The 21,314-nt window shown below is 70.9% G+C and carries 22 protein-coding genes and 1 riboswitch; of the genes, 9 read left to right on the top strand and 13 right to left on the bottom strand.

What is annotated here, in order from left to right; translation table 11 throughout:
• Positions 1–41: 41 nt before the first annotated feature.
• Together QBL25_RS19825 and QBL25_RS19820 are read right to left on the bottom strand one after the other, a co-directional pair.
• A complete protein-coding gene (locus tag QBL25_RS19825) occupies positions 42–2,102 on the bottom strand; it encodes a hypothetical protein (RefSeq protein WP_409058377.1) in 2,061 nt (686 codons plus the stop codon).
• A gap of 83 nt (positions 2,103–2,185) precedes the next feature.
• Complete coding sequence (locus QBL25_RS19820; protein WP_409058376.1) at positions 2,186–3,130, bottom strand: glucosyl-3-phosphoglycerate synthase; 945 nt, start codon at positions 3,128–3,130, stop codon at positions 2,186–2,188.
• Positions 3,131–3,296: 166 nt separating this feature from the next.
• Positions 3,297–3,431: riboswitch (SAM riboswitch) on the top strand.
• Positions 3,432–3,448: 17 nt separating this feature from the next.
• Between QBL25_RS19820 and thrC the strand changes: the two genes are divergently transcribed.
• From thrC to groL, 4 genes are all read left to right on the top strand, one after another.
• Positions 3,449–4,756 (top strand): threonine synthase, encoded by a 1,308-nt coding sequence (gene thrC / locus QBL25_RS19815; RefSeq protein WP_409058375.1) that lies wholly within the window; start codon positions 3,449–3,451, stop codon positions 4,754–4,756.
• 94 nt (positions 4,757–4,850) lie between these two features.
• Complete coding sequence (locus QBL25_RS19810) at positions 4,851–5,126, top strand: MoaD/ThiS family protein (protein ID WP_409058374.1); 276 nt, start codon at positions 4,851–4,853, stop codon at positions 5,124–5,126.
• 424 nt (positions 5,127–5,550) lie between these two features.
• Positions 5,551–5,754 (top strand): cold-shock protein, encoded by a 204-nt coding sequence (locus QBL25_RS19805; RefSeq protein WP_005315736.1) that lies wholly within the window; start codon positions 5,551–5,553, stop codon positions 5,752–5,754.
• Positions 5,755–6,116: 362 nt separating this feature from the next.
• A complete protein-coding gene (gene groL, locus QBL25_RS19800; RefSeq protein WP_055551550.1) occupies positions 6,117–7,742 on the top strand; it encodes a chaperonin GroEL in 1,626 nt (541 codons plus the stop codon).
• A gap of 107 nt (positions 7,743–7,849) precedes the next feature.
• Here groL and QBL25_RS19795 read toward each other — a convergent pair whose 3' ends face one another.
• The 4 genes from QBL25_RS19795 to QBL25_RS19780 all read right to left on the bottom strand — a co-directional run bounded on the left by QBL25_RS19795 (position 7,850) and on the right by QBL25_RS19780 (position 11,578).
• Positions 7,850–9,103 (bottom strand): esterase/lipase family protein, encoded by a 1,254-nt coding sequence (locus QBL25_RS19795; RefSeq protein WP_409058373.1) that lies wholly within the window; start codon positions 9,101–9,103, stop codon positions 7,850–7,852.
• A 224-nt stretch (positions 9,104–9,327) separates the two neighbouring features.
• A complete protein-coding gene (locus QBL25_RS19790) occupies positions 9,328–10,263 on the bottom strand; it encodes a hypothetical protein (protein WP_409058372.1) in 936 nt (311 codons plus the stop codon).
• Positions 10,264–10,488: 225 nt separating this feature from the next.
• On the bottom strand, positions 10,489–10,755 hold the full coding sequence (locus QBL25_RS19785; protein WP_409058371.1) for a DUF397 domain-containing protein: 267 nt from the start codon (positions 10,753–10,755) through the stop codon (positions 10,489–10,491).
• Positions 10,736–11,578: a helix-turn-helix domain-containing protein gene (locus QBL25_RS19780; protein ID WP_409058370.1), complete on the bottom strand. Its 843-nt coding sequence runs from the start codon at positions 11,576–11,578 to the stop codon at positions 10,736–10,738. Before QBL25_RS19780 ends, QBL25_RS19785 begins: the two co-directional genes overlap by 20 nt.
• A gap of 115 nt (positions 11,579–11,693) precedes the next feature.
• Between QBL25_RS19780 and QBL25_RS19775 the strand changes: the two genes are divergently transcribed.
• Both QBL25_RS19775 and QBL25_RS19770 read left to right on the top strand, forming a co-directional pair.
• A complete protein-coding gene (locus tag QBL25_RS19775) occupies positions 11,694–11,906 on the top strand; it encodes a hypothetical protein (protein WP_409058369.1) in 213 nt (70 codons plus the stop codon).
• Positions 11,903–12,127 (top strand): hypothetical protein, encoded by a 225-nt coding sequence (locus tag QBL25_RS19770; protein ID WP_409058368.1) that lies wholly within the window; start codon positions 11,903–11,905, stop codon positions 12,125–12,127. Before QBL25_RS19775 ends, QBL25_RS19770 begins: the two co-directional genes overlap by 4 nt.
• A gap of 3 nt (positions 12,128–12,130) precedes the next feature.
• Here the strand turns inward: QBL25_RS19770 and QBL25_RS19765 are convergent, their stop codons facing one another.
• The 4 genes from QBL25_RS19765 to QBL25_RS19750 all read right to left on the bottom strand — a co-directional run bounded on the left by QBL25_RS19765 (position 12,131) and on the right by QBL25_RS19750 (position 16,722).
• Positions 12,131–12,889, bottom strand: coding sequence for a polysaccharide deacetylase family protein (locus tag QBL25_RS19765; protein ID WP_409058367.1), 759 nt, complete (start codon positions 12,887–12,889; stop codon positions 12,131–12,133).
• A gap of 246 nt (positions 12,890–13,135) precedes the next feature.
• The gene (locus tag QBL25_RS19760) at positions 13,136–14,647 is read right to left on the bottom strand and encodes a PTS transporter subunit EIIC (protein ID WP_409058366.1); all 1,512 of its coding nucleotides are present in this window, start codon (positions 14,645–14,647) and stop codon (positions 13,136–13,138) included.
• A 63-nt stretch (positions 14,648–14,710) separates the two neighbouring features.
• Positions 14,711–15,697, bottom strand: a complete 987-nt coding sequence (gene murQ / locus QBL25_RS19755) for an N-acetylmuramic acid 6-phosphate etherase (protein ID WP_409058365.1) — start codon at positions 15,695–15,697, stop codon at positions 14,711–14,713.
• Positions 15,698–15,798: 101 nt separating this feature from the next.
• Positions 15,799–16,722: a MurR/RpiR family transcriptional regulator gene (locus QBL25_RS19750; RefSeq protein WP_409058364.1), complete on the bottom strand. Its 924-nt coding sequence runs from the start codon at positions 16,720–16,722 to the stop codon at positions 15,799–15,801.
• Positions 16,723–16,877: 155 nt separating this feature from the next.
• On the opposite strand from QBL25_RS19750, the gene QBL25_RS19745 reads away from it, so the two are divergent.
• Both QBL25_RS19745 and QBL25_RS19740 read left to right on the top strand, forming a co-directional pair.
• The gene (locus QBL25_RS19745) at positions 16,878–17,234 is read left to right on the top strand and encodes a hypothetical protein (protein ID WP_409058363.1); all 357 of its coding nucleotides are present in this window, start codon (positions 16,878–16,880) and stop codon (positions 17,232–17,234) included.
• On the top strand, positions 17,231–17,497 hold the full coding sequence (locus tag QBL25_RS19740; protein ID WP_409058362.1) for a DUF4031 domain-containing protein: 267 nt from the start codon (positions 17,231–17,233) through the stop codon (positions 17,495–17,497). The genes QBL25_RS19745 and QBL25_RS19740 overlap by 4 nt, the downstream gene beginning before the upstream one ends.
• Here the strand turns inward: QBL25_RS19740 and QBL25_RS19735 are convergent.
• From QBL25_RS19735 to QBL25_RS19725, 3 genes are all read right to left on the bottom strand, one after another.
• The gene (locus QBL25_RS19735) at positions 17,454–18,671 is read right to left on the bottom strand and encodes a Cmx/CmrA family chloramphenicol efflux MFS transporter (protein WP_409058361.1); all 1,218 of its coding nucleotides are present in this window, start codon (positions 18,669–18,671) and stop codon (positions 17,454–17,456) included. The two genes, QBL25_RS19740 and QBL25_RS19735, sit on opposite strands and share 44 nt — an antisense overlap.
• Before the next feature lie 95 nt (positions 18,672–18,766).
• Positions 18,767–19,840: a GNAT family N-acetyltransferase gene (locus tag QBL25_RS19730; RefSeq protein WP_409058360.1), complete on the bottom strand. Its 1,074-nt coding sequence runs from the start codon at positions 19,838–19,840 to the stop codon at positions 18,767–18,769.
• 20 nt (positions 19,841–19,860) lie between these two features.
• Positions 19,861–20,514 (bottom strand): hypothetical protein, encoded by a 654-nt coding sequence (locus tag QBL25_RS19725; protein ID WP_409058359.1) that lies wholly within the window; start codon positions 20,512–20,514, stop codon positions 19,861–19,863.
• 94 nt (positions 20,515–20,608) lie between these two features.
• On the opposite strand from QBL25_RS19725, the gene QBL25_RS19720 reads away from it, so the two are divergent.
• Positions 20,609–21,283 (top strand): maleylpyruvate isomerase family mycothiol-dependent enzyme, encoded by a 675-nt coding sequence (locus tag QBL25_RS19720; protein ID WP_409058358.1) that lies wholly within the window; start codon positions 20,609–20,611, stop codon positions 21,281–21,283.
• The last annotated feature ends 31 nt before the right edge of the window (positions 21,284–21,314 follow it).

The following is a 21,314-nucleotide window of genomic DNA, read 5'->3' as shown; positions in this document are numbered from 1 at the left end:
ACCGGCCGCGGACCACCGGTGACCTGTCGATCGTCAGCGGCCTAGTCGCGCCTGCTCCGCGCCGCCGCCACCGCCAGGACGCCCAGGGCGCACAGGGAGATCGCCAGACCGGCGTACAGCATGGTGTCCGAGTCGCTTCCCGTGTCGGCCAGTTGCCCCGGCGTGCCGTCGCGGCTCACGGGCGCGGCCTGCTGGTCCTGCGGGGCGGGCCGTGCCTGCACCCGCCGGGCCAGGATCGCCGAGGTGCACGGGTCGTCGCCGCCCCGCACGGCCCGGGGGCAGTTGCTGCCGGGCATCGTCACGGTGATCACCCGGACCGTGCCGGCCTTGCAGGACAGCTTGAGCCGCTGGGTGACGGTGACCTTGCCGTGGGGCCGGACGTCGCCCTTCCAGACGTACCGCCCGCCCTTCTTGGTGACCGTGCCGCTGCTGGCCACCGGCTCGGAGCCGGGGGTCGCCTGCCAGGACGCGGTGGCCCCGGTGCGGGTGCTGGGCGAGGGGTTCTTGACGGTGATGGTGTTCTTGACCTCGCTGCACGGCGGAGCGGTGCGCCGCGCGGGCACGTTGCTGACCTTGACCGGCGGCTGCCTGCGCTCGATGACGGGCGCCGCGCCGCAGCGGGGGTCGGTGCTGCCCGCGTCGCAGTTGGAGCGCGGGGACTCGACGTCGACGTCGTTGAGCAGCTTGCCGTCACCGGTGACCGGGTCGTGGACCTTCACCGAGTACGTCACCGTCGCGGTCCGCCCGGCCGGGATGTCGCCGGTCCAGCTGATCTTCGGCTTGGTGTACGAGACCTCGCCGGTGCTCGCCTTCGCGTCCTCGCCGTACGTCGCGTCGTCGAGGTTGTCGCTCAGGTCGTCGCTGAACTTGGCGTTCGGGTAGTCCAGCTTGCTGCTGTTCTTCGCCTTGACCGTGTAGGTCAGGGTGTCGCCCGGCTTGATCTTCTTGGGGCTCGCGGTCTTCGTCACCTCCAGGTCGGGGACGGGGACGGAGAGCGCGAGGGCCGAGGGGACGTAGGTGTCGCCCTTGGTGGAGAAGCTCAGCGTGGTGGAGGTCGCCCCGACGGGGATCGGTTCGGCGGCGGGCGCGCGCGTGCCGCTGCCCGTGACGTCGAACTCCTTGGCGTCGATGGAGAGGTTGTTGCGCATCTTCGGGGCGAGGGCGCCGTCGTCCTCGCTGATGAAGAAGTTGTTGGTGTTGCCCGTGTGCGTCTCGGTGATGTTCTGGCCGCCGACCGCGAACCGGTCGCCGGGGGTGTTCCAGTCGCCTTCGTACGCGGTGACGCTGGCGCGCGGCTTGCCGTCGGTGCGGTAGAAGCCGTCCACCTTGACGCTGGTGGCGGGCGAGGTGGAGCGCTGGAGGACGTGGCCGCCGTAGACGTATACGTTGCGGCGGTCGGGGGCGTGCTCCTCGTCGGGCGCGTCGTACTTGTAGACGACCGTGAGGGACCAGCCCGCGACGCAGCCCTTGCCGGTGGGCGCCCAGATGTCGCCGACCGCGACCGGGACGGGGCTTCCGGTGCCGGTCACCCCGCCGAAGAGGTCGGTGACGTCGGCCTCTCCGGTGTAGTAGTGCGGGCCGTTGGTGGACGCGGGGTCCCTGACCAGGTCGGTCGGGTCCACCTGCACGGGGGTGGCGCCCGCCACGCTGACGGCGGGCACCGTGTCGAGCGGCTGGCCGGGGGAGGGCCGCACGTCGGCACCGGAGATGTCGCAGCGCTTGAGCTGCGCGCCGCTCGGTCCCTTGTACGTGCCGTCGTTGCCGCCGAAGAAGAGCCGGGCGTAGGCGACCTTCGCGCCGGGCGGGATCGCGACCTGGCCGGTGCTCGACCCGTACCGGTCGTCCATGCCCGCGGCGTTGATCCGCTGCATGACAAAGGTGTTGTTGTTGTCCTTGCCCTCGCCGTCCGCGGCGGTGGCGCAGCGCGCCGCCATGCTCGCGGGCGTCGTCGGGCAGCCCATGACCGTGTTGCCGATGGTCTTGAAGTCGCCGTACAGCGATTCGTCGTAGCGCTTGGCGAAGGGCTCGACCACGTCCGCGGCGGCGGGCGCGGTGGCCGCGCCGAGCGCCCCTGCCGCGAGGGTGGCCGTCGCCGTGGCCACGGCACCGACGCGTCGCGCGCTTCCCATTACCTGTCTGACCCACATAAGTGGGGAATGTAGACAAAATGCACGGTTCGGGGTGGTTACGCCACGCGGCGAGCCGTGTACTCCGCGATCCCGCCCATCGGCGGACGCTCCTCCGTGTCCACCGAATGGGTCCGCGGTTCGAACCCGTGCTCGCCCCGTTCGAACTGGGTCAGCTCGGGGCGTACGAGATGGCCGCGCGCGAGCCGCAGCTGCGCGGTCCGGTAGATCGCCGCCGCCATCCTGCCCAGGGCCTGCCCGTCCTGGTGCCGGTGCTTGCGCACGCCCACGTCGACCTGCGCGAGCGCGTCCAGGCCCACGGTGTGCAGCGCGTCCACCAGCAGGCCCAGCTCCACCCCGTACCCGACGGGGAACGGCAGCCGCTCCAGGAGGGACCTGCGCGCCGCGTACTCCCCGCCCAGCGGCTGGACGAACCCGGCCAGCTGGGGCCAGTGCATGTTGAGCAGCGGGCGCGCCATCAGCTCGGTGACCCGGCCGCCCTGCCCCGCCGTACCGGCCAGCGGGCGGTCGTACATCGCCTTCACGAAGTCCACGTCCGGCTCGGTCAGGAGGGGGCCCACGATCCCGGTGACGAAGTCCGCCGAGAACTCCTTCAGGTCCGCGTCGACGAACGCCACGATGTCGCCGCCGGTCACCAGGAGCGAGCGCCACAGGACCTCGCCCTTGCCGGGCACGGCCGGGATGCGCGGCAGGATCGCGTCGCGGTGCACGACCCGCGCGCCCGCCTCCCGGGCGACCTCGGCCGTGCGGTCCCGCGAGCCGGAGTCGACCACCACGAGCTCGTCGACCAGAGGCGCCTTCTCGATGAGCGCGCGGCGGATCTCCGCGACGATCTCACCGACCGTCCCCTCCTCGTCGAGCGCGGGCAGGACGACGCTCACCGAGGCTCCCGACGCCCGTTTGGCGTCGAGGAGTGCGCTGAGCGGACGGTCGGCAACGGACCAGGAACGCCTGGTCAGCCAGCGCTCGGCCTCTTCCAGCACGGGTGGCTCCTCCTGTGTGTGGCCTACATGTGATCCATCTCGCGGTGCGGACGACTATCTCAAGGGTCCAGGCCGTCGGTTACAGTCTTGAACAACGCGGATGACCATCGCATGTCGGGGGTCGGCGCGTCACAAATGCCCCGGGCCCCGAAGCCCGGCGCCATACCGCTCATCCAGAGGGGCAGAGGGATACGGCCCGTTGAAGCCCCGGCAACCATCCCGCCGACCGCGCACGCGAGGTCTCGGTGGGGAAGGTGCCAATTCCGTCTCGCGGCGAGATGCGTCGCGAGGAAGATGAGGAGAAAGGGCCTCGCCTCCATGGCTGCGCAGACCGTCGCATCGAACGACACCACCCCCTCCACCACGGGTTCCGTGGACCTCGGCCCCGCGTCGGGCCTCTCTTGCCGCGAGTGCGGCGAGCTCTACGCCCTCGGCCCGATCTTCGCCTGCCAGGCCTGTTTCGGCCCGCTCGAAGTGGCGTACGACCTGCCGACCGGTGACCCCGAGGCGCTCCGGAAGCAGATCGAGTCCGGCCCCGACAACATCTGGCGCTACGCGCCCCTGCTGCCCGTCCCGGCGGACGTCGCGGACAAGCCCAACATCAACCCCGGTTGGACCAAGCTCGTCAAGGCCGACAACCTCGCGCGCGAGCTCGGCGTCGACCAGGGCAAGCTGTTCGTCAAGGACGACTCCGGAAACCCGACGCACTCCTTCAAGGACCGTGTCGTCGCGCAGGCCATCGAGGCGGCGCGCGCGTTCGGCTTCACCACCCTCTCCTGCTCCTCCACCGGCAACCTCGCGGGCGCCGTCGGTGCCGCCGCGGCCCGCGCCGGCTTCCGCTCCTGCGTGTTCATCCCGCACGACCTGGAGCAGGGCAAGGTCGTCATGGCCGCGGTCTACGGCGGCGAGCTCGTCGGCATCGAGGGCAACTACGACGACGTGAACCGCTTCTGCTCCGAGCTCATCGGCGACCCGCTGGGCGAGGGCTGGGGCTTCGTGAACGTGAACCTGCGGCCGTACTACGGCGAGGGCTCCAAGACCCTCGCGTACGAGATCTGCGAGCAGCTGGGGTGGGTCCTTCCCGACCAGCTGGTCATCCCGATCGCGTCGGGGTCCCAGCTCACGAAGATCGACAAGGGCCTCAAGGAGCTCATCCAGCTCGGTCTGGTCGAGGACAAGCCCTACAAGATCTTCGGTGCGCAGGCCGAGGGCTGCTCGCCGGTGTCCGCCGCCTTCAAGGCCGGACACGACGTCGTGCGTCCCCAGAAGCCGAACACCATCGCCAAGTCGCTCGCCATCGGCAACCCCGCCGACGGGCCGTACGTGCTCGACATCGCGCGGCGCACCGGCGGTGCGGTGGAGGACGTGAACGACGAGCAGGTCGTCGACGCGATCAAGCTGCTCGCCCGGACCGAGGGGATCTTCGCGGAGACCGCCGGCGGTGTGACGGTCGGCGTCACGAAGAAGCTGATCGAGGCGGGGCTCATCGACCCCACGCTCACCACGGTTGTGTTGAACACGGGTGACGGCCTCAAGACGCTTGACGCCGTCGCTGAGACTTCGCAGGCCACCGCGACCATTCGGCCCAGCCTTGAGGCGTTCCGCGCCGCCGGGCTCGCCGACTGACCTTGTTCGCTGCCTGCGGGCCGTTGTGGCTGGTCGCGCAGTTCCCCGCGCCCCTTGCAGGGGCGCTTCCTCCCCGCATCAAGAGGTGAACCCCATGAGCGTCAACGTCCGAATCCCCACCATCCTGCGCACCTACACCGGCGGGCAGTCCGAGGTCGCCGCCGAGGGGGCGACCCTCTCCGAGGTCATCGCCGACCTGGAGGCCAAGCACGCCGGTATCGCGGCCCGTGTCCTGGACGACCAGGGCAAGCTGCGGCGCTTCGTGAACGTCTACGTGAACGACGACGACGTCCGCTTCGAGCAGGGCCTGGAGACGGCCACGCCGGACGGCGCCGGGATCTCGATCATCCCCGCCGTCGCGGGTGGTTGATTCTTTAAAGAAATACCCTGTGTAATGGACATTGCCCCCTCCGCGAGAGAAGCGGAGGGGGCAATTCCATGTGGTTGAGCGCGGTACAGTTGGGAAACGAGCTTCCCCGTTTGTGCCGAGCGCATATACGAAGTCGCCCCGAGGGCGACAAGAAGTAGCCAAAGTGCACTGCCCATTTGCCCTTCCCGTGGCATTTGTCTGGCCCGACTTGCCCTGAACTCCGGCGAATTCTTCGCATATTTCCGATCAGGCGTGCCCAGAATTCTCGTCCGATTGACCTGTTGCAGAGGGCAGTTGGACAGATACATTCAGCCGCGGTCGACGCGTTCCGGCGCACGCCTCCACAACCCATTGGGGGGGTGAGGTCTGACCCGGGTCCGCGAAGTGCGGGTCCGTGCAAGGGCCAGTAATAGGGGAGTTAGGCATGGCTCAGGGCACCGTCAAGTGGTTCAACGCGGAGAAGGGGTACGGCTTCATCGCGGTCGACGGTGGTGCGGATGTATTCGTCCACTACAGCGCGATCCAGATGGACGGCTACCGCACCCTTGAAGAAGGTCAGCGAGTTGAGTTCGAGATCTCGCAGGGCCAGAAGGGTCCGCAGGCGGACATGGTCAAGCTCGCCGTTTGATCTCGGCGCGATCGGCCAGTGACTTAGCGAGTGACGAGGGGCCCGTATCCCGGCAAGGGGTACGGGCCCCTCGATGCGTTCCCCGTGCGTTCCCCGTGCGTCCCTGCCGGAACCCCTCCCGCGCGCCCCTGTGCGTGCGCCCCCTCGTGCGTCGGGGATCCGTGAGAGGCGCTTGCACTCGCAGGGGTCGAGTGCTAATCATTGGGCTTAGCACTCTCCGAGTGAGAGTGACAGAACTTGGATCGGGTCGGTGAGGCCCGCAGGCCGGGTGGGGCAAGGAACCACAAGGCTTGCAGGCCGTCCGTCGCGGGCGCTGACGCGATCCGGATGCATGCCACCCCTGTCCGGGAGGACCACTTCACATGGCCAAGATCATCGCGTTCGACGAGGAGGCACGGCGCGGCCTCGAGCGCGGCATGAACCAGCTCGCCGACGCCGTCAAGGTGACCCTGGGCCCCAAGGGTCGCAACGTCGTCCTCGAGAAGAAGTGGGGCGCCCCCACGATCACCAACGACGGTGTCTCCATCGCCAAGGAGATCGAGCTCGAGGACCCGTACGAGAAGATCGGCGCCGAGCTGGTCAAGGAGGTCGCGAAGAAGACGGACGACGTCGCCGGTGACGGCACGACGACCGCGACCGTCCTGGCCCAGGCGCTGGTCCGCGAGGGCCTTCGCAACGTAGCCGCCGGTGCCAACCCGATGGCCCTCAAGCGTGGCATCGAGAAGGCCGTCGAGGCCGTCTCGGGCGCCCTCCTTGAGCAGGCCAAGGACGTGGAGACCAAGGAGCAGATCGCTTCGACCGCCTCCATCTCCGCCGCCGACACGCAGATCGGCGAGCTCATCGCCGAGGCGATGGACAAGGTCGGCAAGGAAGGCGTCATCACCGTCGAGGAGTCGCAGACCTTCGGTCTCGAGCTTGAGCTCACCGAGGGCATGCGCTTCGACAAGGGCTACATCTCGGCGTACTTCGCCACCGACATGGAGCGTATGGAGGCGTCGCTCGACGACCCGTACATCCTGATCGTCAACTCGAAGATCTCGAACGTGAAGGACCTCCTTCCGCTCCTCGAGAAGGTCATGCAGTCCGGCAAGCCGCTGCTGATCATCGCCGAGGACGTCGAGGGCGAGGCCCTGTCGACCCTGGTCGTCAACAAGATCCGTGGCACCTTCAAGTCCGTCGCCGTCAAGGCCCCGGGCTTCGGTGACCGCCGCAAGGCCATGCTCGGCGACATCGCCATCCTCACCGGTGGCACCGTCATCTCCGAGGAGGTCGGCCTCAAGCTGGAGAACGCCGGTCTCGACCTGCTCGGCCGCGCCCGCAAGGTCGTCATCACCAAGGACGAGACGACCATCGTCGACGGCTCCGGTGAGAGCGACCAGGTCCAGGGCCGCGTCAACCAGATCCGCGCCGAGATCGAGAACTCGGACAGCGACTACGACCGCGAGAAGCTCCAGGAGCGCCTGGCGAAGCTCGCGGGCGGCGTGGCCGTCATCAAGGCCGGTGCCGCGACCGAGGTCGAGCTCAAGGAGCGCAAGCACCGCATCGAGGACGCCGTCCGCAACGCGAAGGCCGCCGTCGAAGAGGGCATCGTCGCCGGTGGTGGCGTGGCGCTCATCCAGGCCGCCGCCGTCTTCGAGAAGCTTGAGCTCGAGGGTGACGAGGCCACCGGTGCCGCCGCCGTGAAGCTGGCCCTCGAGGCCCCGCTGAAGCAGATCGCGGTCAACGCCGGTCTTGAGGGCGGTGTCGTCGTCGAGAAGGTGCGCAACCTGACCGTCGGCCACGGCCTGAACGCCGCGACCGGTGAGTACGTCGACATGATCGCCGAGGGCATCCTCGACCCGGCGAAGGTCACGCGCTCTGCCCTGCAGAACGCCGCGTCCATCGCCGCGCTGTTCCTCACCACCGAGGCCGTCATCGCCGACAAGCCGGAGAAGGCGGGCGCTGCCCCGGCCGGCGGCGGCATGCCGGGCGGTGACATGGACTTCTGATCCCTCGCGGATCAGCGGTTCATCGCTTCACGTCGCTTCACGCGAACCGAGGGCGGCACTCCTTCTCACGAAGGGGTGCCGCCCTCGGGCGTCTCAGGAAGGGCCCGTTACGGCAGGCGGTCCAGGAGCCAGGTGCAGAGTTCTTCCGTGATCAGGGTGTGGGCCTCGTTGTGGGTGGCGCAGAGGTATTCGTCCAGTTCGCTGTCCTGCGACTGTTCCGGGAACGGGGCGTGCAGCTTTTCGTGGGTGTCGATGTCGCGCAGGGCGATCGCGCTCACGGACGGCACGAAGCAGTGTTCGCGGATGTCCGCCTCCGAGCCCAGGCCGATGATCGCGGGGATCTTGTTCAGCTCGTCGGCGAGGATGCCGAAGCCCTCCAGGAAGCCGCCCGGTGCCCCGTCGATCGAGGGCAGGCCCGACGTGCGGATCTGCGGCCTGCGCAGGGTCACCACGCGCAGCTGGGCGACCAGCTTCTCCTCGCCCTCGGGCTGCGTGTAGAGGTGGGTGCCCGTGATCGCCAGGCCCTTGCCGTGGAACGCCTGCTCACCCGGCGCGATGCCGTTGGACACGCCGGTGCGCACGCCGTTGGCCACGCCGATCTTCCGCGGCCGGCTCGGCCAGCCGCCCACCCGCTCCAGCTCCGCGAGGAACTCCACGCGCTCCTTGTCCGTCTCCGGGGTGTCGCCCCACTCGGAGATGTGCTGCCACAGCAGCTGGCGCGAGGCCGGACTGTTCATCTGGTTCGAGAAGGCCGCGTTCAGCCGCCGGATGTAGTGCGCGAACGACTGGAGGGCGATCGGGATCCAGGCGCCCCGGTGCGGGGTGTCGTACGAGAAGTACAGCTGGGTCTGGTGGTCGACGCTCTCGTGCTCCATCTTGGCGAGCGCGTACCGCGTGACCATGCCGCCCATGCTGAAGCCGCCCACGGTCAGCGGGTGGTCGCCGGTGCGCCGCGCGATCGCCTCCTGGATCGCCGAGCGCGCGGCCTTCGCGTTGTCCAGGATGGACGCGCTGCGCTCGTCGAAGCCCAGCAGGATGACGTCGTAACCCCGCCGCCGCAGCTCGCCGATGAACGGGTACCCGCCGCGCTCCATGCCCTCCCACAGAAAGTCCAGATCACTGGCCCCGGTGTTGAAGCCGTCGCTGATGATCACGGGCTTGGTCAGGCCCTGCCGGGGGTCCGCGAGGTACACCCAGGCCTTGCCGCCCGGTAACGCCCACTCCTGGTCCGGGGCGGGCGCGGCCTCGAAGACTTCCCTCGGTCCGGGCGCCAGCGTGATGTTGGCCGCGGCTCCGAAGGCCTCGGAGATCTGCGGTTCGACCGGCTGGCCGGTGTCGTTGAAGTCGTTGTACTCGGTCATGAAGGGTCCCCTCCGGTGGTGCGGCTTCGATGACGGCACGAGCCATCCTCGGTAGGCGTGTTGGCCGCCGGAAGGTGGCCGTCCCGATCCGGCGGGTCGGCGGGAGCCTTTCGGACAGCGGCACGTTGGCCGCTTTCACGTGTGCCGTACGCAGCCCCGCGCCCGTGGCCGGGGCGAGGGCGAGCGCCGTCGTTACGCATGTGCCGCGGTGATGCTCGACTCGGTCATCCTCCGGTGGCCGGGGCCGGGGAAGTATGTCCCGAAGGCGACCCGTGGCGGGGCTGGAGCCGCACGGTCGCGCGGGTCTCCTCACGTGTGGCGGCCCTGGCCGCCGCCGCGTGGGCGCGGACGGCCTCGGGGGACAGGAACGCCGCCCCCGCCCGGGGCGCGTGTCCCGGCCCGCCCCGGCACGGGCCGCAGACACCGCCCGGCAGCGCCTCGGGGCGGCCGGGGGTGCCGCATCTTCCGCACTCCAGTACGCGCAGTACCGGCCGGGGCGGCGGCTCCGGCGGGAGCTTGCTCGTGAGGCGGCTGCGGACGAGGGCCGCGGGGCTGTGGACCGGGCTCGGCAGCCCCGCCGTCAGAGCACGCAGTACGTCCGGCTCCGTTGCCCCCCGCGCGAACCACTCGGTCACCTGCGGCTCCAGGGCCACGCAGTCCGCGTACGAGAGGGACAGGGCGGGGGTCTCGCGGCCGAGCGCCGCCAGCAGGATGAACGCCCTGCTGCGGGTGGGGTGGTGGGGTCTGTCCGGCTCCGGCTCCGCCATGTCGCCACGCGTGAACCGTGCCCACCACGCGTCGTCCCTCGCGGTCCGCGAGAACCACGTTCGGGTGATCCATCGGGCACTGCCCGTCCCGAGCAGGCGTTCCTTGCCCCGCCTCAAGTGCCCCGCCGCCTGGAGCCTGTTGAGGGCCGTCCGCAGGGCGCACTGCCCGTACGGCAGGTGCTTGGCCAGCGTCTTTACGGAGATGTCCGCGCCGTCCGGGAGCCGGTCGAGGTACCCGGCGATGGCTCCCTCCCGGGGCGGGAGGTGCGTGAAGTCACCTGCCGTGCGGCGCAATTGGTGGGGTGCGGCGCGCTTGCCGTAACCCGGATTGGCGAAGGGGTGGAGGTCTGCGTGCGCAGGGCGGGGGGCGGCACTAAGCTGGGCGTCAGCCATGAGGTCGAGTTGCTTTCGATCTTGATGGTTAAACCCCCGCAGGTGTTCGCAGCACCGGGCGGGGGTTGTTCGTTATTCGGGCACGCTAGAGCTTCGTCACCCTGCGTGGCAAGTCGGACTCCGAAAGTGATCGACTGTGCCAACTCCAAGGGAGGGAGGGCGGGTTGAGACCCGCCTCCCGTTCCTCGCTAAGAGGGCTCGCTGCTCGTGGCTTGAGCCCCGGGGTCAGTTCTCCTTCAACTCCGCCACGAACGCGGACCAGGCCGTGGCCCGGAACACGAGCTTCGGGCCGGTGGGATTCTTGGAGTCCCGGACGGGGACGACGTGGGGGTGCCCGTCGGAGACTTCGAGGCAGTTGCCGCCGTCCCCGCCGCTGTGCGTCGACTTGCGCCAGCGGGCCATCTCCAGGCAGTTGCCGCCGCTCGCATCGCTATAGCTGGACTTGTGCCACGAGGCGTTGCTCAAGTCGTACTCAAGGCCGTTGCTCTTCATGTAGGTAATCCTCTGCCACTGATGCAATCAAGGCCAGAGAATCACGGGGCGAAAGGGCGCTGGCCGCGAGCAAGTCGTAAGCCAGTTCGTACTGCGCGACAGTGGCCGGATCGTCTTCGAGCCGCCCTGTCCCGAAGCTCTCCAGGTAGGCGAGTGGGGGTGCGTCCTCGCAGGTCATCAGCTTGAGGGAGCCGCCCATCGCCATATGCCCGCCCGCCGCGAACGTCAGCACCTGCACAATGGCTCGGCGCCTGCGTGCGAATGCCTCGATGTGCCGCAGCACCTCCGCCATCACGCTCGGCCCACCTACCCTTCGGCGCAGAACCGCCTCGTCAAGGATCGTCCACAACAGGGGCGTTGTTGGGTCGTCAAGTAGACGAGTCTGATCCAGGCGAGCCGCTACTAGCTCGTCGATCTCGGCATCCGTCGCAGTGGGTCGGCCGTCGCAGAACACCGCCCGTGCGTACTCCTTGGTCTGGAGCAGCCCTGGCACCAACTGCGGCGCGTACTCCCGGACGGCAGACGCCACCGCCTCCGCCTCCGCCGCCTCCGCGAAGTGATCGGGATACTTCGACTTCGCCACCGCCTGGCAGTTGCGGGTGAAGAAGCCGCCCGTTTCGAGGACTTCGTCGAAGTGCCGCGCGTACTCTAGGTGCATCCGACGCGTCCCGGACTCCAGTTGGCCGATGAAGGAGCCGCTGACGAACAGGGGCGCACCCAGGGCTTCCTGGCTGATCCCCTTTCTTTCCCGGGCGTGGCGCAGCTCGCAGCCGAGGAGGGCCCGGGGGTTGGACGACGGGTCGAGGTCTTTGGGGCGCGGCATGGGCAGCTCCTCATCCAACAGCGCTCTCTGTTGGGCCGTGGTTACTTCTCAGGCTACGCATCGGCAGACACGCTGGGTGATGGAACAGCAACACCCAGTGTGAAAGGCGGAGCTCATGGCGCTGACGGCGGAGGAACGGGTGCGGGCGGCAGAGGAGGCCGTGCGGCAGTTGAGAACGGGGCTCGAAGAGGTCGGCGTCACGCTGCCCTCGTTGCGGATGGATCCGCTGACGGCGGCGGCGGAAGGGGCACTGCCCCTGGTCGAGCTGGGGCGCTGCAATCTCGACACGGCGTTGCGGCTGGCGGCCGTACTGGGGGGCGCGCGGTGAACGGCGACCCGACGGTCCCGGAGGCCGGGACGTACGCCGTCGACTTCAGGGACGGCAGCGTCGGGCAGGTCATGGGGTGCGAGGGCGGGCTCGTCCACCTCAGGCCGCTCGGCGGAGGGCGTGAGTGGGACTGCCCGCCCGAGTCGCTCGGAGAGGCGGCACCCGGCGAGGTGCTGCGGGAGAAGGTCCGGAGGCTGAACCGGGAGCGGCGTCTGCCCTGACGGTCAGCGGACCGGGAAGCCGAACGTGTGGCCCTGCTGCTTCAGTCGGGGGATGAGGCGTCGCAGGGCCTCGACGGTCTGGGTGCGGTCGCCGCCGGCGTCGTGGAAGAGGAGAGTCGGCCCGTTGGGGAGCTCTCGCTCGACCGTGGCGACGATGGCGTCCGTGCCGGGGCGCTCGAAGTCCTTGGTGTCGACGTTCCAGCCGAGGGGGCGCATGCCCTTGGAGGCGGCGAGTTTGCGGCTGTGGGGGGTGAAGGCGCCGCCGGGGGCGCGGTAGTACAGGGGGCGGACGCCGCCGGAGGCCTTGGTGATCATGCGTTCGGCGTCGAGGATCTGCCGTGACTGGTAGGCCTTGGAGTCCTTGTCCATGCCGGTGTCGTGCGAGACCGAGTGGTCGCAGAGGCGGTGGCCGGCGGCGACGACCTTCTTCACCATGTCGGGGTGGGCCTCGGCCTGCGTTCCCACCATGCAGAAGGTTGCTTTGACGTCGTACTCCTTGAGCACGGCGAGGACTTGGGGGGTCCATACGGGGTCGGGGCCGTCGTCGATGGTGAGGTTGACGCCCTGCTCGCCCTTCTCGGAGGCGTGCGCGATGGTCGCGGCGACCGGCTTCACCTTGCTGGTGGCCGGGGTCTTCGCCTCGGGGGCCGAGGTGCCGGCCTGGGCGGTCCACACCGAGGCGCCGGTGGCGAGCATCGTCACGCCGAGCGCCGCCCCGATCAGCTTGCCGTACCAGCCACGTCCGCCGCTGTGCCGCGCCATCGCCCGCCCCTTTGCGTCCAGTCCCTCGCCGCCCCCCGGTCACGCGCGGCCACCTGGCAGGACGAGCGGTGGGGGGCCGGGGATGCACCGGGGCCCCGTCCGTTACCGATCACGGACAATTCCGGGGGATTTCGCGGACAACTCGCTGCGGTCGCGATGGCTCGTACGGTTCGGGCCACTCGGCGTGCGGCGAACGGCGAGGGCGGCGCCCCGGTGTGGGGGCGCCGTCCTTGGGCGGTAGCGGGATCAGACCGCTGCGGGCGACTTCGCCGGAGCGGTGGTCGGCGTGGTGGAGCCCGGTGCCGGCTGTTCCGGGGTCAGGGGGGTGTCGGCGTTCAGGTCCGTCAGCATCTGCTTGCTGAAGCCGAAGAAGTACGTCGCCACGAAGCCCACCGCGTAACCGACCAGCAGGCCGCCGCCGTAGATCGCGACCGTGAGGCCCAGGCCCTGGCTGCCGTCGAGGAGCGGGAACAGGGCCCAGCCCGACGGGCCGATCGCCGTGGAGCCGACCTTGTCGCCGATCATCGAGAAGAAGCCGATGAACGCGCCGCCCGCCGCGCCGCCCACGCACGCCGTGACGAAGGGGCGGCCGAGGGGGAGCGAGACGCCGTAGATGAGGGGCTCGCCCACGCCCAGGAACCCGGCCGGGAGCGCCGACTTGATCGTCGTACGGATCGAGGTGTTGTTCTTCAGGCGCTTGTACACCGCGAGCGCGCAGCCGACCTGGCCCGCTCCCGCCATCGCCAGGATCGGCAGCAGGACCGTGAAGCCCTGCTGCTCGATGAGGGTGGTGTGGATGGGGATCAGGGCCTGGTGCAGGCCCAGCATCACCAGGGGCAGGAAGAGACCGCCGAGGACCAGGCCCGCGAAGGCGCCCGTGTTGTCCAGGAGCCAGTTCGCCGCCGTGCCGATGCCCGTGGAGACCTCGCCCGCCAGGAACATCAGGCCGAAGATCGTGACCAGGCCGGAGATGAGGACCGTGAGGGTGGGGGTCACCAGGACGTCCAGCGCCTCGGGCACCCACTTCCTGCACCACTTCTCGACGTACGTCGCCAGGACCGCCGCGCCCAGGGCGCCGAGCACGCCGCCCTGCCCGGGGGACAGCTTCTGACCGAACGCCTCGATGTTCGCCACGCCCGCGTAGACGATGATCGCCGCGACCGCGCCGCCCAGGATCGGCGTACCGCCGAACTCCTTCGCCGTGTTGAAGCCCACGAACACCGCGATCAGCGCCATGAACCCGGAGGCGATCGCCGCGAGCGCCGGGGTGATGGCCGGCAGCCACTCCAGGTTGATCAGGAGGCCGTTGATGCCCGCGATGATGCCGCAGCCGATGAGAGCCGGGATCAGCGGCACGAAGATGTTCGCGATGCGGCGCAGGAAGAGCTTGAACGGGGTGGCGTTCTTCTCCTTGCGGGCCGCCCTGATCGAGGCGCCCTGCGCGGCCAGTTCGTCCGCCGTCAGGACGTGTTCGGGGGCCGCCGTCGGAGCCTGCGAGGCGCCCTCCGCCACGAGGGCCTCGAACTCCGGCGTGACACGGGCGACCGTGCCCGGGCCGAGCACGATCTGGTACGTGTCGTCCTCGACCACGCCCAGCACGGCGGGCAGGGCCTTCAGCGCCTCGTCGTCGACCAGGGAGCGGTCGGCGAGGTTCAGGCGCAGGCGCGTCATGCAGTGGGCGATGGACGTGACGTTCTGGGCGCCGCCGACGAGGGGGAGGATCGCGGCGGCCGTGGCGCGGTTCTTGTCAGTTGCCATGGTGCGGGGTGCCTTGCTGTGTGCGGGGTGGCGCTGTTCTTCAGCGGCTGGGGATGAGGTGCGTCAGGTGGTGCGGGGCGTGCGCGCGGCGTCCAGGGCGTCCCTGAGGTGGCCGTCCGACGCCGCGAGGAGCTCGCCGGCCGTGGGGCCGTCGACTCCGCCGAGCAGGGTGAGGATGGCGTTCTTCACCTCCCCGTCGGTCGCCGCGAGGGCCGCCTCGATCTCCTCGTCGGAGGCGCCGGTGGCCAGGGAGACGATCCGGCGCGAGCGGGCGCGCAGCTTCTCGTTCGAGGCGCGTACGTCCACCATCAGGTTTCCGTAGGTCTTGCCGAGGCGGATCATCGTGATCGTCGACAGCATGTTGAGGACGAGCTTCTGGGCCGTGCCCGCCTTCAGGCGGGTGGAGCCGGTGAGCAGTTCGGGGCCCACGACGACCTCGATGCCGTGGTCGGCGGCGGCCCCGAGTCCGCTGTCCGCGTTGCAGGAGAGGCCGATGGTGAGCGCGCCGTAGCGGGCGCGGGCGTGCTCGACCGCGCCGATCGCGTACGGGGTGCGGCCCGACGCGGAGATGCCGACGACCACGTCGTCCGCGGTCAGGCGCAGCGCGTCCAGGTCCTCGGCCGCGAGCTCCTTGCTGTCCTCGGCGCCCTCGACCGCCGTGACCATGGCGCTCGGGCCGCCCGCGATCAGGCCGACGACCTCCGCGGGGTCGGTGTTGAAGGTGGGCGGGCACTCGGAGGCGTCCAGCACGCCGAGGCGGCCCGCGGTGCCCGCGCCCGCGTAGATGAGCCGGCCGCCGCGGGCCATGCGCTCGGCGGTGCCGTCGATGGCGGCGGCGATCGCGGGCAGCTGCTCGGCGACGGCCGCGGGCACGGTGGCGTCCTCGCCGTTCATGATCTTCGCGATCTCCGCGGTGGGCAGCCGGTCGATCTCGGAGAGCTCGGGCCGGAACGCCTCGGTGGTGAGCGTGTCCAGCTGGGCGCGGAGTTCGCCGTACGTCTCGTCGCCACCGGAGGAGGGGGAGGGGGTGGCGTCGGTCGTGGAGGTCATGAGGTGCGGCTCTTTCGTGTGCGGCGGGGGTGAGGGGGAGTGGGAGCGGGAGGTGGGCGGTCCCGCGGTGGCTGCGGGGGAGGCCGGCGGCTGCCCGGAGGTCAGCGGTTGCCGCCGCGCGGGCTGTGCCGGTGCGCGAGTGCCTCGTACGAAGCGGCGAGCGCGGGGGCCGCGGTCTCGTACGTCCGCTGGGCGACGCCCACGAACAGGCAGTCCACGACGAGCAGTTGGCTCGTGCGGGACGACATCGCGGCGGGCCTGAGCTCGCTCTCGCGCGCGGTGGAGGTGGTCAGTATGTGATCGGCGTACTGCGAGACGGGGCTGCCGGGACGGCCGGTGATCGCGATGGTGGTGGCGCCGCGCTCGAAGGCGACCCGCAGCGGTTCGATGACGTCTCCGGTCGAACCGGAGTGCGTGATCGCGATCGCCACGTCCTTGGACTGAAGGGTGACGGCGTTCGTGACGGCCAGGTGCGGGTCGGAGTGCGCGTGCGCGATGTGGCCGATGCGCAGCAGCTTCTGGGCGAGGTCCTGGGCGACCAGGCCGGAGGCCGCGACGCCGTAGATCTCGGCGCGGGGGGCGACGGCGAGCGCGGCGACGGCGGCGCCGAGCTGGACGGTGTCGAGGCCGCCCGCGGTGTCGGCGAGGGTCTGCTGCTCGTCGTACGCCAGCTTCGCCACGACGTCCGCGATGGGGTCGTCGACGGCGATGTCGGCCGTGACGGCGGGCGCGCGGCCCGACTGCTGCTGGGCGGCGAGTCCGGCGAGGGCGAGCCGCAGGTCGCGGTAGCCGGGGTAGCCGAGGAGGCGGGCGGTGCGGACCACCGTGGCCTCGCTGGTCCCGGTGAGTTCGGCGAGGCCGGTGACCGTGAGGGCCGCGCAGCCCGCGGGGTCGCCTGCGACGGCTTCGGCGACCAGCTGCATGGAGCGGGTCATGGACGGCGCGAGGGTCCGCACCTTGGCCGCGAGGGCGGCCGGGGCGGGGGGCGCCGCACCCGCGAAAATTTCCTTCACGTCATTGGTCACGCTTGAAAGATATTTTCGGACCGGGGGGCGGTCAAGACCCCTTAAGTCCCGATCGTGGTTACCTGCCTCACCTCCGCCCCACCTCTGATCCGGTTGGATCTTCGGGGTTTCGGTGGGATCTCCGGCGAGTTGCGCGTGGGGTGGACAATGGCTGCATGGACGCGATCGACCCTCTGGAGCAGGCGCTGCACGCCGCTCGTGCACTTGTCCTCGCCGACCTCGTGGCCCGCGAGGTCGCCGAGGCCGAGGTCGTCTCCCTGGTCGAGGAGTCGGTGGCGCACCGCCGCTGGTGGGTCGAGCAGTGGCCCGAGGGCGTCGCGTACGTGGCGGGGCTCGTGGCCCAGGACGTCCAGGACTCGCTCCTCGAGCAGTACGGCCGCTGGCCGCTCTGCCCGGTCTGCGGCTCGGGGGACCCGCACGCACTGGACGTGGAGCCGGAGCTCGGGCCCGACCCGCACTGGGTCTGCGGCAAGGCGGGCGTCGTGGTGGCCCCGGTGGGCGGCCTGACGTGACGGTCTACATAGACCCGCCGACCTGGCCGGGCCACGGCCGCATGTGGTCACACCTGGTCAGCGACGTCTCGTACGAGGAACTGCACGCGTTCGCCGCGGGCATCGGCGCCCCCCGGCGCGCCTTCGAGCGCGACCACTACGACCTGCCCTCGCACCGCTACGACGACGCGGTGCGCGCGGGGGCGGTGGAGATCGGCTCCAAGGAGCTGGTGCGCAGGATCACGGAGGCGGGGCTGCGGAGGCCCAAGGGGCGGCCGGCGTAGGGCTCGACGTCGTGATCACCCGGCTCGGTGTCCTGCGGTGCAGGCGGAGTGACACGGTGACCGCGACGATCGCCACCGCCGTCATCGCCGCGCCCGCCCATGCCGTCGAGGCGTACCCCAGGTCGAGGTCGATGACCGTGCCGCCGAGCCAGGGGCCGCCCGTGTTGCCGAGGTTGAACGCCGCCGTGGTGGTGGCGCCCGCGAGGGTGGGGGCGGCTCCGGCGACGTTGAACATACGGGCGTTGAGGGCCGGGGCGGTGTAGAAGGCGGAGACGCCGAGGAGGAAGGACAGGGCGATCGCCACGGGCGCCGTACCGGCGAAGAGGGCGAGGGCCACGAGGAAGAGCGTCGAGGCCGCGGCGCCGCTCAGCATGACGCCGAAGAGGTGCGCGTCGGCGAAGCGCCCGCCGATCACCGTGCCGAGGAGCGCGCCCGCGCCGAAGAGGCCGAGGACGGTCGGGACCCAGCCCTTGTCGAGGCCGGCGACGTCCGTGAGCAGCGGGGAGAGGTAGGAGAACGCGCAGAAGACGCCGCCCGCGGCGAGCGCGGTGATCGCGACGGAGAGCCAGACCTGGCGGTCGCGGTAGATGGCGAGCTCCCGCTTCAGGCGCGGCTTCTCGGCCGGGAGCGGGATGCGGGGGATGAGGGTCAGGACCCCGACGAGGGCGATCGCGGAGGCGGCGCCGACCGCCCAGAAGGCCGAACGCCAGCCGAAGTTGTCGCCGAGGAAGGCGCCCGCCGGGACGCCGAGGACGTTCGCGATGGAGAGGCCGCCGATCATCACGGCCATGGCGCGGGCGCGTTGGTCGACCGGGACCATCGCGATGGCGACGGCGGCGCCGACCGCCCAGAAGCCGGCACAGGCGAAGGCGCTGACCACGCGGGACGCGAAGAGGATCTCGTACGTGGGCGCGAGGGCGCCGGCGACCTGGCCGAGGCCGAAGACCGTGATGAGGGTGATGAGAGTGGTGCGGCGGGGGAGCCGCAGGGTGGCCACGGCGAGGAGGGGGGCGCCGACGACCATGCCGATCGCGAAGGCGGAGATGAGGAGGCCCGCGCGGGGGATGGAGACGTCCATGTCGTCCGCGATGGGGGGCAGGAGGCCCGAGAGCATGAACTCGCTCGTGCCGAGGGCGAAGACGGCCAGCCCGAGTATGTGGACGGCGACGGGCATGCGGGTGCCTGGCCCGGGGGCCTCTGGGTCAGGAGTGGGCATAACAGTGCTGAACGCCGGGGGCGGGGGCGGCATTCCCCGGCGGGCAGCGGTGTTCAGGCGCGGCGTAGGTAGGCGTGGTTCTCTGCCCGGTCCGAGACGCGTGTGTAGCCCGCTCTCTTCACCACTGCTTGCGAGGGGCTGTTCTCCGGTTCGATCACTGCAAGGAGGGCCGTCACCCCGGGGCGGGTCAGCGCCTCCCCGGTGAGCGCCTTCAGTGCCTCCGTGGCGTAGCCGCAACCCCGTGCCGCGACCGCCAGGTCGTACCCCACCTCCGCCACCCCCTCCTCGTCCGGCGGCCCGTGGAAGCCCATGCCGCCGATCGCGACCTCGTCCTCCGCGCGCACCAGGGCGAACATCCCCCACTCGGGCCGGTGCACCCCCGACGCGTACGCCTTCGTCACCATCTCGGCGGCCCGGCGCGTCCCCTCGAACGGCCCGCCCTCGATCCACCGCAGACCCCCCGGTCCGCCCGCCGCGAGATCCGCCGCCGCCGCGGGGGACACCTCCCGCAGCACGACCCGCCCGGCGGGGATCGACAGGGCGTTGTGCCAGCGCCACCCGTCCCGGCGCGCCCGCCCCGGCAGCACCCCGCGCCCCGTGGCCCAGAGCAGCGTCTCCCACTGCTCGGCGGGCGTCCGCGCGGGCTGGACCTGCGGGAAGAGCCGGGCGAGTACCGCCTCGCACAGCGCGGCCGGCGGCCGGGCGGCCACGCCGAGCGCCCGCGTGATGTCGTCCGTGTGGAGCAGCAGCTCGGTGACGCCCATCGCCGCGAAGCCCTCTGCGTCGGCGCTCCCGGAGGGGTAGGGGTGGTAGGCCCGGACGTCCGGCGGAGTCGTCCGCACCACCGCCGAGAGCAGGCGGCCCGTGGACTCCAGGACGCGGATCGCGTCGTCGGGGCCCGAGCCCTCGTCGAAGGCGACCTCGAAGGGGACCCACCCGTCGGTCGCCCGCCCGGTCAGCTGCCCCGCGTACGCGACGAGCACGCCCGCGACGTGCTCGGCCGTCTCCAGGCAGCTCCAGTCGAGGCCCCCGGCCTTGACGCTCCAGTCGAGCTCCACCGCCGCGCGCAGTGCCTTCGACGCGTGCGCGGCGGCTTCCTCGACCTGGTCCCCACCCATCGGAATCATGGGCCGAGAGTACGGGAGCCTCAGGCGCCGAGCAGCTCGATTTCCGTCGCCAGGTTCGCCCGCGCGGGAGCCTCCCACTCGGCCGCCCCGTACGGCGTGCGGAACAGCCGCGGCAGCGCCACGAGCTGCCGCAGCACGGCCGCCCGGCCCGCGCGGAAGTCCTCGTCCGGCACGAAGGCGTACTCCTCGCGGACGGCGGCGGCGTACGCGGCGTAGGCGTCCGGGGCGGCGGCCAGGACCGCCAGGTCGGCGTCGCACAGCACCTCGCCGTTGTGGTCGCCGTCGGCGGGGTCGTGGGTGACGGTGAGGCGGACCAGGCGGGCCACCTCGGCGGTCTGTACGTCGGTCAGCCCGGCCTCGGGCAGGGCGCGTTCGGCGAGACGGGCGCTGCGCTCCTCGTTCTCGGAGCGGTCCGGCGCGTACACCGCGTCGTGGAACCAGGCCGCGAGCCGCACGAGATCGGCGTCGTCCGCGTGCTCCTCCAGTACGTCGACGTGGTCCAGGACCGCCTTCAGGTGGGCGGTGGTGTGGTACCGCCGCTGCGGCTCCGCCCAGCGCGCGAGCAGGTTGTCCGCGTACTCGTACGGGTTGTAGACGCACTCGTCCGTCTTCCGTGCCCGGAGCAGCGTCGTGAGCCAGCGGTGGCGCAGCTCGTCGTTCTCGTCGTCGGCCATGGAAGGACCCTAAAGGGAAGGACTCTGGAGGGAGGGGCCCTGAAGTCCGGTCCGTCCGTTGCCCTGGGCGGGAGCGACACGGTTGGCTTCCTCCATGACGACCTCGACGCGTGCCGGCGACATGTACGACCCCGAGCGCCCCGGGCGCCTCCTGCGGACCGAACGCGACGCGCTGATCCCGCTGCTGCGGGCCGCGCCCGACGACGCGTACGCGATCCGGACCTGCTGTCCCGGCTGGACCGTGCGGCATGTGCTCGCGCACTGCGGCGCGGCCCTGACGCGCGTCGTCGATGGCCGCTTCGAGGAGGGCGTCTTCAGCCCGGAGAGCAACGACCGCGACATCGCCGAGCGCGCCGAGTGGTCCGTCTCCCGGGTGGTGGACGAGCTGGAGCGCGGCATGACGGAGGCGGGCGCGGCCATCGTCCGCGCCAAGGGACTCCTGGACGGCGTCGCGGTCGGCGAGTGGGTGCACGCGGGCGACGTCCGCGAGGCCTGGGGCGAGCCGGGCGCGTACGGCGGCGCGGGGCTGGGGGACGCGCTGCGGCTGCTCGCCGAGCACAGCCGCAGGACCGAGGCCGTGGCGCTGCACGCGGACCTCGACGGCTTCGACGAACCGCTCGTCCTCGGCACGAGCGACGGCAAGCGGTCGCCCGCGCGCTACATCGGCGACGCGCCGACGCTGATCCGCCTCTGCACGGGGCGTCCGCTGACGGGCACGCGGTACGAGCTCGCCGGAGCGGTGGAGCGGGAGCTGGCGATCTTCGGCTGAGGACGCTTTCCCGCCCCGTCCTGGGCCCGCT

The sequence above is a fragment of the Streptomyces sp. SYP-A7185 genome (assembly GCF_046103685.1).
In the GTDB taxonomy this organism is placed as follows: domain Bacteria; phylum Actinomycetota; class Actinomycetes; order Streptomycetales; family Streptomycetaceae; genus Streptomyces.
This window is presented reverse-complemented; position numbering and strand designations above follow the sequence as displayed.

Coding starts and splice junctions, on each gene's coding strand:
- thrC (WP_409058375.1), top strand. CDS start 3,449: ATGGCTGCGCAGACCGTCGCATCGAACGACACCACCCCCTCCACCACG.
- QBL25_RS19810 (WP_409058374.1), top strand. CDS start 4,851: ATGAGCGTCAACGTCCGAATCCCCACCATCCTGCGCACCTACACCGGC.
- QBL25_RS19805 (WP_005315736.1), top strand. CDS start 5,551: ATGGCTCAGGGCACCGTCAAGTGGTTCAACGCGGAGAAGGGGTACGGC.
- groL (WP_055551550.1), top strand. CDS start 6,117: ATGGCCAAGATCATCGCGTTCGACGAGGAGGCACGGCGCGGCCTCGAG.
- QBL25_RS19795 (WP_409058373.1), bottom strand. CDS start 9,103: ATGACCGAGTACAACGACTTCAACGACACCGGCCAGCCGGTCGAACCG.
- QBL25_RS19790 (WP_409058372.1), bottom strand. CDS start 10,263: ATGGCTGACGCCCAGCTTAGTGCCGCCCCCCGCCCTGCGCACGCAGAC.
- QBL25_RS19785 (WP_409058371.1), bottom strand. CDS start 10,755: ATGAAGAGCAACGGCCTTGAGTACGACTTGAGCAACGCCTCGTGGCAC.
- QBL25_RS19780 (WP_409058370.1), bottom strand. CDS start 11,578: ATGCCGCGCCCCAAAGACCTCGACCCGTCGTCCAACCCCCGGGCCCTC.
- QBL25_RS19775 (WP_409058369.1), top strand. CDS start 11,694: ATGGCGCTGACGGCGGAGGAACGGGTGCGGGCGGCAGAGGAGGCCGTG.
- QBL25_RS19765 (WP_409058367.1), bottom strand. CDS start 12,889: ATGGCGCGGCACAGCGGCGGACGTGGCTGGTACGGCAAGCTGATCGGG.
- QBL25_RS19760 (WP_409058366.1), bottom strand. CDS start 14,647: ATGGCAACTGACAAGAACCGCGCCACGGCCGCCGCGATCCTCCCCCTC.
- murQ (WP_409058365.1), bottom strand. CDS start 15,697: ATGACCTCCACGACCGACGCCACCCCCTCCCCCTCCTCCGGTGGCGAC.
- QBL25_RS19745 (WP_409058363.1), top strand. CDS start 16,878: ATGGACGCGATCGACCCTCTGGAGCAGGCGCTGCACGCCGCTCGTGCA.
- QBL25_RS19735 (WP_409058361.1), bottom strand. CDS start 18,671: ATGCCCGTCGCCGTCCACATACTCGGGCTGGCCGTCTTCGCCCTCGGC.
- QBL25_RS19730 (WP_409058360.1), bottom strand. CDS start 19,840: ATGATTCCGATGGGTGGGGACCAGGTCGAGGAAGCCGCCGCGCACGCG.
- QBL25_RS19725 (WP_409058359.1), bottom strand. CDS start 20,514: ATGGCCGACGACGAGAACGACGAGCTGCGCCACCGCTGGCTCACGACG.
- QBL25_RS19720 (WP_409058358.1), top strand. CDS start 20,609: ATGACGACCTCGACGCGTGCCGGCGACATGTACGACCCCGAGCGCCCC.